Annotated in this window: 11 protein-coding genes and 1 pseudogene; 6 read left to right on the forward strand and 6 right to left on the reverse strand. The window is 73.3% G+C overall.

The genetic code is table 11. The features are described 5' to 3' along the window. Nucleotides 1-2,070 carry a HEAT repeat domain-containing protein gene (locus J2S44_RS19790; protein ID WP_310416035.1) on the forward strand — a complete coding sequence of 690 codons (2,070 nt, stop codon included), beginning with the start codon at nucleotides 1-3 and terminating at the stop codon, nucleotides 2,068-2,070. Nucleotides 2,071-2,074: 4 nt separating this feature from the next. Here J2S44_RS19790 and J2S44_RS19795 read toward each other — a convergent pair whose 3' ends face one another. The 4 genes from J2S44_RS19795 to J2S44_RS19810 all read right to left on the reverse strand — a co-directional run bounded on the left by J2S44_RS19795 (nucleotide 2,075) and on the right by J2S44_RS19810 (nucleotide 7,366). Beyond that, nucleotides 2,075-3,508, reverse strand: a complete 1,434-nt coding sequence (locus J2S44_RS19795) for an FAD-dependent oxidoreductase (protein ID WP_310416038.1) — start codon at nucleotides 3,506-3,508, stop codon at nucleotides 2,075-2,077. Nucleotides 3,509-3,547: 39 nt separating this feature from the next. Further along, entirely contained in the window at nucleotides 3,548-4,690 is a 1,143-nt protein-coding gene (locus tag J2S44_RS19800) for a polysaccharide pyruvyl transferase family protein (RefSeq protein ID WP_310416041.1), read from the reverse strand. Between the two features lie 113 nt (nucleotides 4,691-4,803). Further along, the gene (gene purD, locus J2S44_RS19805; RefSeq protein ID WP_310416043.1) at nucleotides 4,804-6,045 is read right to left on the reverse strand and encodes a phosphoribosylamine--glycine ligase; all 1,242 of its coding nucleotides are present in this window, start codon (nucleotides 6,043-6,045) and stop codon (nucleotides 4,804-4,806) included. Nucleotides 6,046-6,079: 34 nt separating this feature from the next. Further along, entirely contained in the window at nucleotides 6,080-7,366 is a 1,287-nt protein-coding gene (locus J2S44_RS19810; protein ID WP_310416046.1) for an adenylosuccinate synthase, read from the reverse strand. A 128-nt stretch (nucleotides 7,367-7,494) separates the two neighbouring features. Between J2S44_RS19810 and J2S44_RS19815 the strand changes: the two genes are divergently transcribed. Further along, nucleotides 7,495-8,502 (forward strand): diacylglycerol kinase family protein, encoded by a 1,008-nt coding sequence (locus tag J2S44_RS19815; protein ID WP_310416049.1) that lies wholly within the window; start codon nucleotides 7,495-7,497, stop codon nucleotides 8,500-8,502. A 336-nt stretch (nucleotides 8,503-8,838) separates the two neighbouring features. Then, nucleotides 8,839-10,692 (forward strand): annotated as a pseudogene (locus tag J2S44_RS19820) (MinD/ParA family ATP-binding protein). 86 nt (nucleotides 10,693-10,778) lie between these two features. On the opposite strand, the gene J2S44_RS19825 reads toward J2S44_RS19820, so the two are convergent. Beyond that, nucleotides 10,779-11,420 (reverse strand): TetR/AcrR family transcriptional regulator, encoded by a 642-nt coding sequence (locus J2S44_RS19825; RefSeq protein ID WP_310429780.1) that lies wholly within the window; start codon nucleotides 11,418-11,420, stop codon nucleotides 10,779-10,781. 58 nt (nucleotides 11,421-11,478) lie between these two features. On the opposite strand from J2S44_RS19825, the gene J2S44_RS19830 reads away from it, so the two are divergent. From J2S44_RS19830 to J2S44_RS19840, 3 genes are read left to right on the forward strand one after another with little or no spacing between them, the layout of a single operon-like run. After that, the gene (locus J2S44_RS19830; protein WP_310416055.1) at nucleotides 11,479-11,931 is read left to right on the forward strand and encodes an SCP2 sterol-binding domain-containing protein; all 453 of its coding nucleotides are present in this window, start codon (nucleotides 11,479-11,481) and stop codon (nucleotides 11,929-11,931) included. Nucleotides 11,932-11,936: 5 nt separating this feature from the next. After that, nucleotides 11,937-13,148 (forward strand): acyl-CoA dehydrogenase family protein, encoded by a 1,212-nt coding sequence (locus tag J2S44_RS19835; protein ID WP_310416058.1) that lies wholly within the window; start codon nucleotides 11,937-11,939, stop codon nucleotides 13,146-13,148. Between the two features lie 48 nt (nucleotides 13,149-13,196). Further along, nucleotides 13,197-14,822 (forward strand): histidine kinase N-terminal 7TM domain-containing diguanylate cyclase, encoded by a 1,626-nt coding sequence (locus J2S44_RS19840; protein ID WP_310416061.1) that lies wholly within the window; start codon nucleotides 13,197-13,199, stop codon nucleotides 14,820-14,822. A gap of 37 nt (nucleotides 14,823-14,859) precedes the next feature. On the opposite strand, the gene J2S44_RS19845 is transcribed toward J2S44_RS19840, so the two are convergent. Beyond that, nucleotides 14,860-16,038: an LOG family protein gene (locus J2S44_RS19845; RefSeq protein WP_310416065.1), complete on the reverse strand. Its 1,179-nt coding sequence runs from the start codon at nucleotides 16,036-16,038 to the stop codon at nucleotides 14,860-14,862. Between the last annotated feature and the right edge of the window lie 56 nt (nucleotides 16,039-16,094).

The following is a 16,094-nucleotide window of genomic DNA, read 5'->3' on the forward strand; positions in this document are numbered from 1 at the left end:
ATGCTCGACGGACTGGACCGGATCGACTGGGCCGCGATGAAGCACGCCTACGGCTCGGCCGCAGACGTTCCCGCGATGCTGCTGGCGATGCGCTCGCCGGACGCGGCGGAGCGAAGCGGCGCGTTCGACTCGTTCTACGGCAGCGTCCACCACCAGGGCGACGTCTACCGCAGCACGACCGCGGCCCTGCCGTTCCTGTTCGCGCTGGCCACCGACCCCGGCACGCCGGACCGGGCCGCGGTCGTCACGCTGCTGACCAGCATCGCCGGCGAGGTCGCCGACATCCCCTGCGACGACGACGTCGAGCCCGACCACGACTACGCGGTGCACGACTATCGCGGAGCGGGCGTCGTGCTGCGCGACCGTGGGGAGACCTTCGTCGCGCTCGCCGCCGACCCGGACCCGTGCGTGCGCGTGGCCGCGATCCCGGCGATCGGCCTGATCCACAGCGACGGCGTCCGCGCCGCCACGGTGCTGCGCCGGCGGCTCCCGGCCGAGTCCGACCTGGTCATCCGGCTCGCGATCGTGCGGTCCATGGGCGAGATCGCGCTGCGCCACCCGGCGTGCGCGGCCGATGTGATCGCCTGGCTGGACGCGCTCGCCGCCGACCCCGGCGCGGACGCCGGCACCCGCCTCGCCGCCGTGGTGCACCGCGCGCGGTCCGCCCCGGACCGGATCGGCGACGACGCCGTGCCGGCCGCGATCCGGCTGCTGCGCGCGCTGACCCCGACCTGGCCGTGGCGGGGCTCGCCACCACCCAGGCCGCCGGAGCCGGGAGCGCCGCCGGAGGTGACCGCCGTCTTCGACGAGCTGGACCGGGCCAACCGCGTGTTCGCGCCGACCACCGGCCTGCTGCACACGTTCCACCGGACGCTGGCCGGCCGGGTCGCGGACCGTGCCGCGCTGCTCGCGGAGCAGCTGCGCAGCGCCGATCCGGGCACCCGGCTGGACGCGCTCCGGATGAGCCGCGATCTCGTGGGCGACTGGCGTGGTGACCACACCGCGCTGATCACCCGAGTCGCCGGCCACCTGGACGAGGCGAACCACGAGGTCGCCGCGGAGGCCGCGGTGACGCTGCAGCACTGCGCGCCGCTCTCCGCCCCGGTCGCGGACGCGCTGGCCGCGGTCGTCAGCGCGGCCGGCCCCGGCGCGTGGTCCGCGCCCGACCCGCAGGCGCGCCGCGCGCACCAGGAGGCGGTGCAGGCGCTGGCCCTGCTCGGCGACGCACGCGCGGTGCCCAGCCTGCTGGCCGCGCTCGACGGTGACGTGGACAGCTGGCGGGCGGTCCGGGTCGCCGGCCGGCTCCCGGGTGCGGCCGGCCGGCTGGTGCCCCGGTTGCTCGCGCGGCTGCGCCGCATCGACCCGGCCGACCCGCGGGCGAGCAGGCCGGGCAGCGCGCTGGTCTCCGCGCTGTCCGCGCTCGGTGACCCGGCCGCCGTGCCCGCGATCGCCGGCTTCCTCTCCGCGACGGGGAGCGCCGAGGACTCGTCGTCCGTTCGCGCGGCGCTGTCCGCGCTACGGGCGTTCGGCCCGGCCGCCGCGCCCGCGCTCGACGCGGTCCGCACGGTCGCCGCGACCCGCGACCGGTATCTCGGGCAGGAGGCGCTGGCGGCGCTGTGGGCGATCGGCCGCGATCGGCACGAGCTACTGCCGCTGCTGCTCGACGCGCTCGCGGACGACGCCGCCTACGCGGTCCGGACCGTCGGCGAGGCGCTCGGCGAGATCGGCCCGCCCGCCGCGGCCGCGCTGCCGCGCCTGCGCGAGCTGCTGAACCACGACTACGACTGGGTCCGGCTGCACAGCGCGGACGCGATCCGGGGCATCGCCGGCGAACCGGAGGCCCCGGCGGTGGTCGACACGCTGCTGGCGGCGTGGGCGCGGAACGGTTTCGCCGGACCCTTCGTCGTGGCGTGCCTGAGCCGGATGGGCCGCGCCGCCGCACCGGCCCTGCCGCACCTGCGCGCCCAGCTCGCGATGCCCCAGCGGTACGTCACGTTCTCGTCGAACTCCGTCGCTCCGGACGAGGAGCTGCAGCTCGCGCTCCGCGCGCTGGTGACGCGGCTCGGCTGAGCGGTCAGGCCAGGCTGGCGCGCTGGTTGCGGAGCTCGCGCTGGACTGTCTCGACGGAGAGGTCGCGCGGCGGTTTGCCGTCGCGGGAGGCGAGCGCGGCGGTGACGCCGGCGGCCTGGCCGGTGGCCATCGAGATGGGCATGACGCGGTACGACGAGTGGGCCACGTGGTCGCCGGAGATGGCGCGGCCGGCGACCAGCAGACGGTCGGTGCCGCGGGGAAGCAGGCAGCGCAGCGGGATGTCGTACGACGCGCCCTGCGGCAGGCGCTTCAGCACGGTGCCGCGGCCGGTCGGGTTGTGGATGTCGACCGGGTACGCACCGCGCGCGATCACGTCGTCGAACTTCCGGGCGGTCAGCACGTCGTCGCCGGTCAGCGTGTACTCGCCCTGGATGCGCCGGGTCTCCCGGACGCCGACCTGCACGCCGCTCTGGATCGCGTAGGACTGCTCGAAGCCGGGGACGCGGCGGCGCAGGAAACGGGCGATCTGCGCCATCTGCTCGTGCGCCACCAGCTCGGCCCGGGTCAGGTCGAAGACGCTGGTGCCGAGCACGCCGGTGACGCGGGTGGAGTTGACCGCGACCTCGTCGTCGTACGGCGTGGCGAAGAAGAGCAGGTCCTCGCGGGTGAGGTCGAGCTCACCGGCCTCGGTGGCCTCGCGGATGAGGTCCCACAGACCGTAGACGCCGCGCCACTGGTCGGGGTGCTCCCGCACGTACCCGTTGAAGCCTTCGTGGTTGAACCTGCCCATCCGGAACATGAGCGTCATCGGCTGGGTCAGGCCGTCCTCGGGGCGGCCGATCTCGTATGGTGCGCCGGCCGCGGCCGCGAGATCGCCGTCGCCGGTGCAGTCGACGACCACGTCCGCGTCGATGACGATCGGGCCGGACTTGCCCTCGAAGACCACCCGCGCGCCGTCCGGCAGGTCGATCACGTCGGACGCGAACGAGTGCAGCAGCATGTGCACGCCGGCCTCGGCCAGCAGCTCGTACGCGGTGAGCTTGAACAGCTCCGGGTCGAACGGCACGGTGTAGCCGGTGTCCGGGCTCGGCTTGATCACGCCGCCCATCTGGTGCAGCCGGTCGAGCATGGTCCAGAGCACGCCGCCGACGACCGGCTCGCCCTCGCCGTGGTCGGTCGGGAGCAGCCGGGTGTCGTCGCCGCCGACCGCCTGTTTGATCTCGTTGTGGAAGCTGGTCAGCGGCATCACCAGCGCGGCGGTCGCGTTGCCGCCGAGGAAGCCGTAGCGCTCGACCAGCGTCACCCGGACGCCGGTCGCGGCGGCACCGAGCGCCGCCCCGATCCCGGCCGGCCCACCGCCGACGACCAGCACGTTCGTGCGGCCGGCGCGACGGGCCCGGCGGGGAGGCAGCTCGACGAGTTCGTCCTGCGGGGGAGGGGAGAGGTATGCGGTCGACACGTACGGCGACAACGTCATGACTGATCCCCTACCCCGGTCGCGATCTCCTATCCCTTTCTACGCGGCGATCAGTGTCCGCGGGCGGATGTTCTCCAGGACCGCGCCGAGCCGTTCGCCGGTCTCCCGGGAGCGGACGCGCAGCCCGGACATGCGCTCACTGGTGTCCGCGACCCGTTCGGGCCGTTCGTCCCAGAGCCGGTCGACCTGCGCGAGCAGCGGGCCGGCCGACTCGCGCATCACGCCGCGGAGAGCCGGTGCGCCGGCCTGCTGGGCGAAGTCGAAGACCTTCCCGGCGTACGGCAGCGGCAGGAACGGCACGCCGCTGAGCGCGCTGAAGATCAGGAAGTGCAGGCGCATGCCGACCGCCAGGTCCAGGTGCCGCATCAGGCCGAGCACCTGGCGTGGGCGGTAGTCGCCGTAGAGCACGCGGCAGTCCTGCACCGCGGTCATGTGCGAGAGCACCGCGTGCGAGTGCCGGATGTCGTCGCGCTCCATCGGCACGAAGAGCAGCCGCGCGTCCAGCCGGTGCACCAGGAAGTCGCCCATCTGCGCGAGCAGCTGGTGGTAGGACTCCTCGTCCAGGTGCTCCGCGGCCTTGCCGGGCTCGCGGACGCTCATGCCGACCAGGCGCCGCCCGGCCGGGATGCCCTCCGTCCGCAGCATGTCGTCGCTGAAGTCCTCCGGGTCCAGCAGCAGCGCCGGGTCCGCGGTCACGTGGATGGTGCGGGTGACGCCGGCCTCCTCGAGGACCAGCCGGGACTCCTCGTCCCGGACCGTGACCTCGACCGCCTCGGAGAGCACCTCCCGCACGATGGCGCAGTCCGTCTCCTCGGTGAGCGGGCCGGCGCCGAGCGCGTACGTGAAGACCGGCACGCCACGCTCCTGGGCCGCCTTGGCCACTCGCAGGTAGCGCCGCGCCTCGGTGTTGTACAGGATTCCGCCGCCGCCGAGGATCAGCAGGTCGAGTTCGCCGAGCGAGGTCGCCGTCGCCTGCCGGCTGATCCCCTCCCAGCCGACCACCTCGACGTTCGGGTGCTTCGCCTTCGTGTTCTCCGGATGCCGGGAGAAGACCAGGATCCGGGCGTCCGGGCGCCGGTTGCGCAGATCGTCGAGCAGGCTGGTGAGGATCGCCTCGTCCCCGAGGTTGAGTCCGCCGTACGAGCCGAGCACGCCTACGGTAGGTCCCGTTCTGTCGAGCACCGCGCACCTCCCTACGTCGTGTGCGAGTTCGACGGCCGCCGAACTCGCACGCTCCCTACCCCTCTTTTCTCAGAGTGACACACGTGACGAATCGGACTACGTATTTGCGGAGGTCAGACCGTTACGCGCCTTTCCGCAGCAGCCAATGCGATGTCGGTCCGGTGGTGCGAACCGGCCAGCTCGATGCCCTCCACCAGCGCGTATGCGGCGGTCCGGGCGGCGGTGAGGTCCGCGCCGGTGGCGGTCGCGCAGACCACCCGGCCGCCGGACGAGACCAGCGCGCCGTCGTCGCGCCGCTTCGTGCCCGCGTGGATCACGCCGGGCCGTTCCGCGCCGGTCAGCACGCCACCGGTCCGCGGCGCCTCCGGGTAGCCCTCGGACGCCACCACCACGGTCACCGCGGCGCCGTCCCGCCAGGTCAGCGGCGGGTGTGCGGCCAGCTCGCCGGTCGCGGCCGCGTGCAGCAGACCGGCCAGCGGCGTGGTCAGCATGGCCAGCACGACCTGGGTCTCCGGGTCGCCGAAGCGCGCGTTGAACTCGATCACCCGCGGGCCGGCCTCGGTGATCGCCAGCCCGACGTAGAGCAGGCCGGAGAACGGCGTGCCGCGCTTGCGCATCTCGGCCAGCGTCGGGGTGACCACCTCGGCCATGACCCGGTCGACCAGCCCGTCGGGCGCCCACGGCAGCGGCGTGTAGGCGCCCATGCCGCCGGTGTTCGGCCCGGCGTCGCCGTCGCCGACGCGCTTGAAGTCCTGGGCCGGCATCAGCGGCAGCGCCGCCTCGCCGTCGGTCACCACGAACAGCGAGACCTCGGGACCGGCGAGGTACTCCTCGATGACGACCCGGCCGCACTCGGCCGCGTGGGCGAGCGCCGCGTCCCGGTCGTCCGTGACCACGACGCCCTTGCCCGCGGCGAGGCCGTCGTCCTTCACCACGTACGGCGCGCCGAACTCGTCCAGCGCGGCCGCGGCCTCGGCCGGCGTGGTGCAGGTGAACGCGCGCGCGGTCGGCACGCCGGCCGCGGACATCACGTCCTTGGCGAACGTCTTCGAGCCCTCCAGTTGCGCGGCCGCGGCGGACGGGCCGAAGGCGGCGATGCCCTTGGCCCGCACCGCGTCCGCCACGCCGGCCACCAGCGGCGCCTCCGGGCCGATCACGACCAGGTCGGCGCCCACCTCGACGGCGAGCGCCGCGACCGCGGCCGGGTCGGTCGCGGCCACCTCGCGCAGCTCGGCGTGCTGGGCGATGCCGGGGTTGCCCGGCGCCGCGACCAGCCGCTCGACCGAGGGGTCGGCCGCGAGGCCGATGGCGAGGGCGTGTTCACGCCCTCCGGAACCGATGAGAAGTACGCGCACGCCGAGTGATGCTACCGACGGCCGGTGATCTAGCTCAGATCAGCTGGTGCCGGACCACGTTCTCGTCGCGGCCCGGACCGACGCCGACCACACTGACCCGGGTGTTGCACAGCTCCTCGATCCGCGCGATGTACCGGCGCGCGTTCTTCGGCAGCTCCGCCTCGGTGCGGGCCTGGGAGATGTCCTCCCACCAGCCGTCCAGCTCCTCGTAGACCGGCTTGGCGTGGTGGAAGTCGGTCTGCGTCATCGGCATGTCGTCGACGCGCTCGCCGTCGATCTCGTAGCCGACGCAGATCGGCACCTTCTCCAGTCCGGAGAGGACGTCCAGTTTCGTCACCACCAGATCGGTGACGCCGTTCAGCCGGGAGGCGTACCGCGCGACGACCGCGTCGAACCAGCCGCAGCGGCGCTCGCGGCCGGTGGTCGTGCCGTACTCGTGGCCGATCTTGCGCAGGTGCTGGCCGAACTCGTCGAACAGCTCGGTCGGGAACGGGCCGGAACCGACGCGCGTGGTGTACGCCTTGCTCACCGCGATGACCTTGGTGATCGCGGTCGGCGGGATGCCCGCGCCCACGCACGCGCCACCCGCGGTCGGGTTCGACGACGTCACGAACGGATACGTGCCGTGGTCCATGTCCAGCATGGTCGCCTGGGCGCCCTCGAGCAGCACGTTCTCGCCGCGGTCCAGCGCGTCCCAGAGGATCGTCCGGGTCTCCGCGATGTACTGCTTCAGCCGCTCCGCGTAGCCGAGGTACTCCTCGACCACCGCGTCCACGTCCATCGCCTTGCGGTTGTAGACCTTGAACAGGATCTGGTTCTTCTCGCGCAGCGCCAGCTCGAGCTTCTTGCGCAGGATGCCCGGGTCGAGCAGGTCCTGCACGCGGATGCCCATCCGCGCGACCTTGTCGCCGTAGGCCGGGCCGATGCCGCGCCCGGTGGTGCCGATCCGGGACGAGCCGAGGTAGCGCTCCACCACCCGGTCCAGCGCCCGGTGGTGCGGCATGATCAGGTGCGCGTCACCGGAGATCCGCAGCCGGGACACGTCGACGCCGCGCTCGTTGAGGCCGTCGATCTCCTGAAGGAGGATCTTGGGGTCGACCACGACGCCGTTGCCGATCACGATGATCGCGTTCGGCGACAGCGCGCCGGACGGCATGAGGTGAAGGGCATACTTCTGGCCGTCGGGAGTGATCACGGTGTGGCCGGCGTTGTTGCCGCCGGAGTACCGCACCACGTAGTCGACCCGCTCGCCCAGCAGGTCGGTAACCTTGCCCTTGCCCTCGTCGCCCCATTGCGCGCCGAGAAGCACTATCGCTGGCATCTGCAAACCCGCCTTCGAGGGGCTCGGGTGCCAAGGTGGCGACCACACGGCAAGCCCGAGGTGTCAGGCTAACAAGAAGTTACGGCCACGTTGGAGATGGCCGAGAAGATCACGGGAGGCCACCGGCCGTGTACGACGTGGTGCTGCTCAGCCTCGCTTCCGGCGCGCCCGCCGGATCCAGCGCCTGCGGGCTCGGCGGATCCTGCTGCGGCGGTGACGAGCACGCCGGCGAGGCGCCGGACGTGGACCGCTCCTGCGCCGAGCCGGGCACCCGCGTGCCCGTGCTGGCCTGCGGCGACGCGCTGACCGCGGCCGGAGCGCGGGTGGAGTACGTGACCGCCCGCTCGGACGCCGAGATCGACGCGGTGCTCGCCCGCCTGGACGCCCCGCCCCGTGCCGACGGTCTGACCTGGCCGGACACGGAGAGCAAGACCCGGGTCGTGGTCGCGGCCGCGTCCGACGCGCAGATCCGGGCCGTGGTCCGCCGCCTGGTCCGCCGGTTCGCGCCGCCGCCCAGCAAGCGCCCCGCCGATCTGCCCGAGTCGCGTACCGTGCCGGATCTGCCCGCGCTCGGCGTGCTGCCGCTCGACCCGGTCCGCGCCGGCACCCCGGACGACCTGGCCGCACAGCTCGGCCTGCCCCGGGAGCCCGCCGCGGTCGCGGCCGCGGTGCTCGGCGACCGCACCCGGCGCATCGACCTGCTGCGCACCGATGCGGGATCCGTCACGCTGGACGGAACGCTACTCGGCGGTAAGAGTGAGGACGGCAAGCCCTTGCCCTGGCGAGGCAGAGTGCAGGTGGACGACACGGTGTTGAGTGACGGGGAAGAGGGAATCCTGGCGTGCGCGGTCGGCAACGCGGCCGGCTACGCGAGCCTGGACGGCCTCCCGCTGCTCAGCGGCGCCGACCCGGGCGACGGCACGGTCGAGGTGGCCGTGGCGGTGCCGGTGCGGACCAAGAGCCGTTTCCGCAGGTCCCGTCTCCGGATCGAGGTCCGGCGGGCCCGTGGCCGCGCGGCGTCCGTGCTGCCGCGGGACGGGGAAGTGCAGTTCATCGACGACGGGGTGGCCGGCACGCTGAACCGCAAGAGGTCCTGGTGGACCGAGGCGGGCGCGTGGGCGGCGTACGTCAACTAGGGGAGGCAGTGCGCGGTGGTCAATAGTTTCTCGTCGGACACGGAAGACGACGAGCCGTTCTGGTCTCCGGACGACCAGGAGCCGTCGCCGGCGGATTCGCAGCAGAACAAGCCGGTGGCACCGCCGCCGGCTCCACCCACCACGCCTCGCGCCAGCGTGCCCGTGCCGGCACCCCAGGACCAGAATCAAGAGCAGGATGCGACGGTACGGCCGGCGCCCGACCCGGGCCCGACCGCACTCGCACCGCCCGTTCCACCGCTGCCCGTTCCACCGGTGCCCGGCCCACCGCCGCCGGCCCCGCCCGGGCCCGACGCGCGGGCGCATGGTCGTGTCGCCGTGCCCGGACCGGTCCCGCCGGCGCCGAACCCGGTGTACCCGGCACCCGGCCCGGTGCCACCCGGCCCGGCCTACCAGAACCCGGTGCCGCCGGGTCCCGGTCCGGTGCCGCCGGGTCCGGGTCCGGTGCCCGGCCCCGGCCCGCAGTTCCCGAACCAGCAGCCGCCGGGTCCGCCGTATCCCCACCAGCAGCAGCCGGGTCCGGCCTATCCGCACCAGCAGTACCCGAACCAGCCGTACCCGGGTCCGCAGTACCCCGGCCCGCAGCAGCCGCCGTACCCGGCGCCGCCCGGTCCGCAGTACCCGGGGCCGCACCAGTCGGGCGCGCACGCGCAGTACCCGGGGCCGCAGCCGCAGTACCCGACGCACCAGCCGCCGGTGCACCAGCCGCCGGTGCACCAGCAGGGGCCGGTGCATCACCAGCAGCCGCCGATGGTCCACCAGCAGCACCACGCGCAGTACCCGCCGGTGCACCAGCAGGGCCCGGTCCCGCCGGTTCACCAGCAGGGTGTGGTCCCGCCGGTGCCGCCGGGCCCCGGTCCGGTGCCCGGTCCCTTCCCGGGGCCGCACGCGCTGCCCGTACCCCCGGTGCCCGGTCCTGATCTTCCGGTGTCCGAGGTGACGAGCGCGCCGCCGGCCGACGGGGCCGACAGCGGTCCGCCGGACGACGGGCAGCCGGCGAACGAGGGTGCCGCACCGCGGCCCGACTTCCCGCGCCCGCCCACGCTGGAGCGGCCGCCCTACCCGGACCCGAACACGCCGGCGTTCCCGGACCCGAACCAGGGGCAGGCCGCGGTGCCGCCGTGGCAGCAGCAGGTCGTGCACCACCAGCAGGGGACCGCGTACCCGCCGGTGCCGTTCCCGCCGCAGGAGGGCCAGCCGCCGGTGCCGGACACCGGCTGGGAGCCGGACGCGCACGAGCCGACGCCGACCGCGGACGACTTCGCGCGGCGCCGGACCATGAAGCCGGCCGACCCGGTGGCCCAGATGGGCGTCCGCGCCGGTCTGCGGCACGCCACGTTCGGCCTGGTGTCGCTGGCTCCCGGGCGCCGTGAGCAGGAGATCAAGAAGGACATCGACATGGTCCGCCGGAACTTCGGCGGGCTGCGGCAGGTCACGATCGTCAACCCGAAGGGCGGTGCCGGCAAGACCATCGCGGTGCTGCTGCTCGCGATGACGTTCGGTCAGCGGCGCGGCGGCTACGTGCTGGCCTGGGACAACAACGAGACCCAGGGCACCCTCGGCATGCGCGCGCAGCAGGACTTCCACGCGCGTACCGTCCGGGACATGCTGCGCGACCTGGTCAGCTTCCAGGGCGCGAACGGCCGGGTCGGCGACCTGTCGCAGTACGTGCGGGCGCAGGGCGAGGGCATGTTCGACGTGCTCGCGTCCGACGAGTCCGCGACCGCGGGCGAGATCCTGACCGCGGAGGCGTTCGCCGAGATCCGCGACGTGGTCAGCCGGTTCTACAAGCTGATCTTCGTGGACACCGGTAACAACGTGCGCGCGCAGAACTGGCAGGCGGCGATCGACGCCACCGACCAGCTCGTGGTCACCATGTCGGCCCGTAACGACTCGGCGGAGACCGCGGCCCGGATGCTCGACCACCTGGAGCAGACCGGGCGGCAGCGGCTGGTCCGGCAGGCGGTCACGATCGTGTCCTCGCCGTCGACCAAGCGCGACCTGGACACCGACGCGATCTTCCGGCACTTCGCGGCCCGGACCCGGATCGTGCTCTCCGCGCCGTACGAGCGGAGCGTCGACACCGGTGAGCCGATCCGCTACGGCACGCTCTCGTCCGCCACCCGCGACGCCTGGCTCAAGATCGCCGCGGCGGTCGCGGAAGGCCTGTAATTCGGTGAGCGGGGCGTTCCCACGGCGTGCGGGACGCCCCGGTCACGAACAACCGGCGTGATCACGGCCCGGTTCCCGGGCGGTGATCACGGCCCGGTTCCCGGGCGCCAGGTGGTGCCGCTGAGGAGGCGGTCGGCGCCGAGCCAGGCGACGTTCATCATCTGGGTGGCGGTCTTGGCGGGGTCGGCGCCGGGGTGGTCGGTCATCCAGTCGGCGAGGGACTCGCCGGCGCCGACCAGCGCGTGCGCCATGACCTCGAGCTCGGTGTCGGTGGCCTGACCGCCGGAGGTGGACATCGCCTGGGTGAGCAGCTCGGTCACCACCCGCACCATGCGGGAGCGCATGCCGGCCAGCTCGGCCGCGAACGGCTCCAGGCCGCGGGCCTGCCGGTAGAGCACGGTCCAGCCCTCCCGGTTGCCGGCGACGAAGTCGAAGAACGCGCGCAGGCCGCTCCAGAGCTGGCGGTCGGCCGGGGTGCCGGCGTCGACCGCGCCGGCGACGACGTCCATCAGGCGGGCGGCCTCGCGGTGCAGCGCGGCGAGGAACACCTCTTCCTTCGTGCCGAGGTACGCGTACACCATCGGCTTGGAGATGCCGGCGTCCTCGGCGATCTCGTCCATGGACGCGGCGTGGTAGCCGCGGCGGGAGAAGACCCGGACGGCCGAGTCCAGCATCTGCCGCTCACGGACGGCGCGGGGGAGACGCTTGAAGGCCGGCACGCTTGTCAGCATATCTACCCGGGCGTAACCTTACGCGCGGGTAGATTAGGGAGAGGAAAAGCCGGACATGACCGATTTCGACCCCGCCACCTTCGCCACCATGGAACCGCGCGAGTTCGCGAAGATCGTCAAGGCGACGCCGGACTCGACGATCACCGAGGTGCTCGGCGGACCGCAGCGCCAGTTCATCCTGGACGAGGTGTTCGCGCGCATGCCGAAGCAGTTCCGGCCGGAGCGCGCGGGCCAGACCAGCGCGGTGATCCACTGGACCGTCACCGGCCGGCCGGACGGCGGCGCGGACACCTACGAGATCGTGATCGACGGTGGCGCCTGCACGCTCTCGCCGAGCACCGACCGCAAGCCCGACCTGACGCTCACGGTCGCGCCGGTCCCGTTCGTCAAGCTGATCTCCGGCCTCGGCAACCCGGTGATGATGTTCATGGGCGGCAAGCTCAAGGCGGACGGCAACCTCGGCCTCGCCGCGCAGATCCAGACGCTGTTCGACATCCCGAAGGCGTGACCGGCGTGGAGTTCTCCCTGGAGCTCAACGAGGACCAGACCGCGCTGCGCGACTGGGTGCACGGGTTCGCGGCGGGCGTGCTGCGTCCGGCCGCCGCGGAGTGGGACGCGCGCGAGGAGACGCCCTGGCCGGTGATCCAGGAGGCGGCGAAGGTCGGGCTGTACGGGTTCGAGTTCCTGGCCAACGCGTGGTCCGACCCGAGCGGCCTGTCCATGCCGGTCGCCAACGAGGAGCTGTTCTGGGGCGACGCCGGGCTCGCGATGTCGATCGCCGGCACGTCGCTGGCGGTCGCCGCGATCTTCGGTTCCGGCACGCCCGAGCAGCTGGCCGAGTGGGTGCCGCCGTGCTTCGGCGACGAGGCGCACCCGGCGGTCGGCGCGTTCTGCTCCACCGAGCCGGAGGCCGGCTCCGACGTCGGCGCGATCCGCACCCGCGCGGTCTACGACGAGGCGAGCGACGAGTGGGTGCTGAACGGGCAGAAGGCGTACGCCACGAACGGCGGCATCGCGGCGGTGCACGTGGTCACCGCGTCCGTCGACCCCACGCTCGGCTCGCGCGGTCAGGCCGCCTTCGTCGTACCGCCGGGAACGAAGGGTCTGTCGTCGCCGCGGAAGCTGGCCAAGCTCGGCCTGCGCGCCTCGCACACCGCGGACGTCTTCCTCGACGACGTGCGCGTGCCGGGCCGCTGCCTGCTCGGCGGCCGGGGCCGGCTGGAGGCGCGGCTGGCGAAGGCGCGCAACAACGAGCGGGCGGCGGGCCAGGCCTCGATGCGCACGTTCGAGCTGTCCCGGCCCACGGTCGGCGCGCAGGCGATCGGCGTGGCGCGCGCGGCCTACGAGTACTCGCTCGACTACGCGCGCGACCGGGTGCAGTTCGGCCGGCCGATCGTGGAGAACCAGGCGATCGCGTTCGCGCTGGCCGACATGCGGATGGAGATCGACGCCGCGCGCCTGCTGGTCTGGCGGGCCGCGTGGATGGGCCGCAACAACCGCCCGTTCGCGGCCGGCGAGGGCTCGATGTCCAAGCTCAAGGCCGGCGAGGTCGCGGTGGCGGTCACCGAGAAGGCCGTGCAGATCCTCGGCGGCGCCGGATATCTGCGCGAGCACCCGGTCGAACGCTGGTACCGGGACGCCAAGATCTACACCATCTTCGAGGGTACGTCCGAGATCCAGCGCCTGGTCATCGCGCGCGCCATCACCGGCCACCAGATCCGGTAGCTCACTTCACATCACCTCAGCAGGGTGCCCGGCACTGCCGATGGAGCTGTGTTCCAGACCGAGCCGGGGGAGGTGACGCACATGGTCACGGTGGTGCTGTGCGTGCTCTTCCTGGCCGCGTCCGTCGTCTCCACCGGCATCGCCGTGGTCGCGTGGCGCCGGCGCCGGCACGCGGCCGGGTTCGGCGCGACCGCGTTCCTGAACGTCGGGCTGGCCGGCTGGTCCGCGACCGACGCGGCCGAGATGCTGGTCCGGGACGCCGGCCTGCTCCAGCTGACCAACACGGTGTCGTTCGTCTTCGTCTGCACCGTCGTCGCCGGCTGGCTGGTGCTCTCCCACGCGCTCGCGGACCGGGCCTGGCACCCGAGCCGCCGGTTCGTCGTCCTCTTCGCGATCGAGCCCGTGCTCTGCGTGACCGCGATGGCCACCACGCCGTGGCACCAGCTCTTCTTCGCCGGGTTCCGGGACACCGGGTTCGACGGCGGGTTCGTGCCGGTCTACGGCCCGCTGTTCTGGGTGCACTCCGCCTACAGCTACGCCGTGCTCGGCTTCGCGTTCGTCCGGGTGGTGCGGCTCCGGTCGGTCACCTCCAGCCGCTATCGGGCGGCCGCGTTCGCGGTGCTGATCTCGCTGCCGTCCGCGTTGCTCAACATGGTCGTGCTGGCGCTGCACGGCCGGCTCACCGACCTGACCGCGCTCGGTTTCGTGCTGACCGCACCGCTGATGTACTGGATGGTGGTCCGCGAGTCGATGCCGGCCCAGGCCCCGGTCGCCCACCGCCGCGTCTTCGAGAAGATCAGCGACGCGGTCGCGGTGGTCGGCCGTGACGGCCGCATCCTGGACCTCAACCCGGCCGGCGACGCACTGCTCCGCCGGCTGTGTCCCGGCGCGGCCGGCACGCTCGTCGGGCACACGCTGGCGGACCTGCTCGGCGCCGCCACGCCGCTGATGCCCGGCCGCGACCTGACCGTCGACGACGACCGCGAGCTCACCGTGGAGAACGCCCAGCAGTCCGGCCTCGACCTCGACGTCCGGGTGAGCCGCCTCTACGCCCGCGGCGACCGCTGCATCGGCTGGGCCGTCGTCACCCGCGACGTCACCGACCTCAACCGGCAGCGCCGCGAACTGGAACGCCAGCTCCAGACCATCGAACTGCTCCGCGCCGACCTCGCCGAGCAGGCCCTCCGCGACCACCTCACCGGCCTGCACAACCGCCGGCACCTGATGTCCGGGCTGACCCGCGCGGTCGCGGCCGACGCACCGCTGTCCGTCGCCCTGATCGACATCGACCACTTCAAGAGCATCAACGACCGGTACGGCCACGCCGCCGGCGACACCGTCCTGATCCGCGTCGCCACGCTGCTCTCCGGCGCGACCCGCGCGGGCGAGCTGTGCGCCCGGTACGGCGGCGAGGAGTTCGTGCTGGTCCTGACCGGCACCGACGCGCCCGCCCGGATCGACGCACTCCGCGCCCGCGTCGCCACCACCCCGATCGAGGTCGGCGACGGCCGTACGGTCACCGTCACGTTCAGCGCCGGCATCGCGGCCCGCACCGGCCCCGAGACGCCCGAGATGCTGCTGGAGAGCGCGGACACCGCGCTCTACGCCGCCAAGAACGCCGGCCGTGACCGCGTCGCGCTCGCCCCGGACCCGATGGTGCTGCCGAAGAGCTGACCGGGATGCCGGTGGCCGGGTGCCGAGACCGGGCGGGTCAGGCGGTGAGGATGCGGACGGCCTCGTCGACGTCGTCGGTGAGGTGGACGGTGTGGCTCAGGTCGCCGTGCGGTGACTGGGCGAACAGCGGCTCGAGCAGCGTCCGGACCGGGAGGGTCTCGGTCCAGAAGGCCCGGTCGAGGAACACGTAGGCGCCGCTGGGGCCGTCGGTGCCGTAGAAGGTCTTGGTGGCGGCCTGGAAGACCTCCTGGACCGTGCCGGCGCGGCCGGGGGCGAAGACCAGCCCGCCGCGGCAGAGGCGCAGGATCTGGTCCTCCCGGATGGCGTTACTGAAGTACTTCGCCACCCGGCCGGCGAACAGGTTGGCCGGCTCGTGGCCGTAGAGCCAGGTCGGGACGGAGAGGCCACCGCGCAGCGCCCAGTGCGCCGCGGGGTCGGGCGCGAACTTCTCCCGGACCGCGAGCGCGGCCTCGGTGAACGGGCCGTGATCCATGAAGTCCGGCGCGGTGGCCAGCGTGTCGATCGCCTCGGTCAGGTCCGCCTCGGGGCGGGTGGCGAGGTAGGCGCCGAGGTTCGCGGCCTCCATCACGCCGGGACCGCCGCCGGTGACGACCAGCCGGTCGCGCCGGGCCAGTTCCCGGCCGAGCGTGGCGGCCAGGCGGTAGGGGGCCGAGCCGCGCGCGACCGCGTGACCGCCCATCACGCCGACCACCGAGGCCGGGCCGTTCGCGGCGAGCCAGTCGTGCATGGCGTACGCGAGCGCGTTGTCGATGCCGTGGTCGTGCAGGCGCTGGGCGAGCGCCTCCCGGACCTCGGGCACCGCGCCACCGTTCGCCCGGAAGTGCCGGTAGACCACGGTGTCGTACATGCCGTCGAAGCCGTGCTCCGGGAACCCGGCGCAGATCTCCTCGGCCGTGTAGAGCCGGGCCGGATGCGTCGGGTAGGGCAGCTCGCGCAGCGCCGGCACCACGGACGCGCCGCGCCGGATCAGGTCCGCGGCCACGTCGGCGGACGCGAACCGGCAGCCCAGGAACAGCGTGCGGGTCAGCTCCACGCCGGAGAGATCCGGTGGGTCCTCGTCCAGCGCGAGCCCGAGCACCGCAAGGTGGGCGAGCGTTCCGGTGGCGAGGTGGCGGTCGAGCTCGGCGCGCGTCTCCACCTCCGACTCGGTGTGGTCGTGGAAATCGAGGACGTCACGCGGCGGAGGAGTCGGCACGTGCTCAAGTTTGTCGCATCCGCGCAACGAAGAGAGCCCGGCGGACGGCCGCCGGG

It is taken from the genome of Catenuloplanes niger (genome assembly GCF_031458255.1).
Taxonomy (GTDB): Bacteria; Actinomycetota; Actinomycetes; order Mycobacteriales; family Micromonosporaceae; genus Catenuloplanes; species Catenuloplanes niger.

Excerpts from the sequence above, each read along its gene's own strand:
- J2S44_RS19810 (WP_310416046.1), bottom strand. The coding sequence starts at position 7,366 with ATGCCAGCGATAGTGCTTCTCGGCGCGCAATGGGGCGACGAGGGCAAG.
- J2S44_RS19795 (WP_310416038.1), bottom strand. The coding sequence starts at position 3,508 with ATGACGTTGTCGCCGTACGTGTCGACCGCATACCTCTCCCCTCCCCCG.
- J2S44_RS19790 (WP_310416035.1), top strand. The coding sequence starts at position 1 with ATGCTCGACGGACTGGACCGGATCGACTGGGCCGCGATGAAGCACGCC.
- J2S44_RS19830 (WP_310416055.1), top strand. The coding sequence starts at position 11,479 with ATGACCGATTTCGACCCCGCCACCTTCGCCACCATGGAACCGCGCGAG.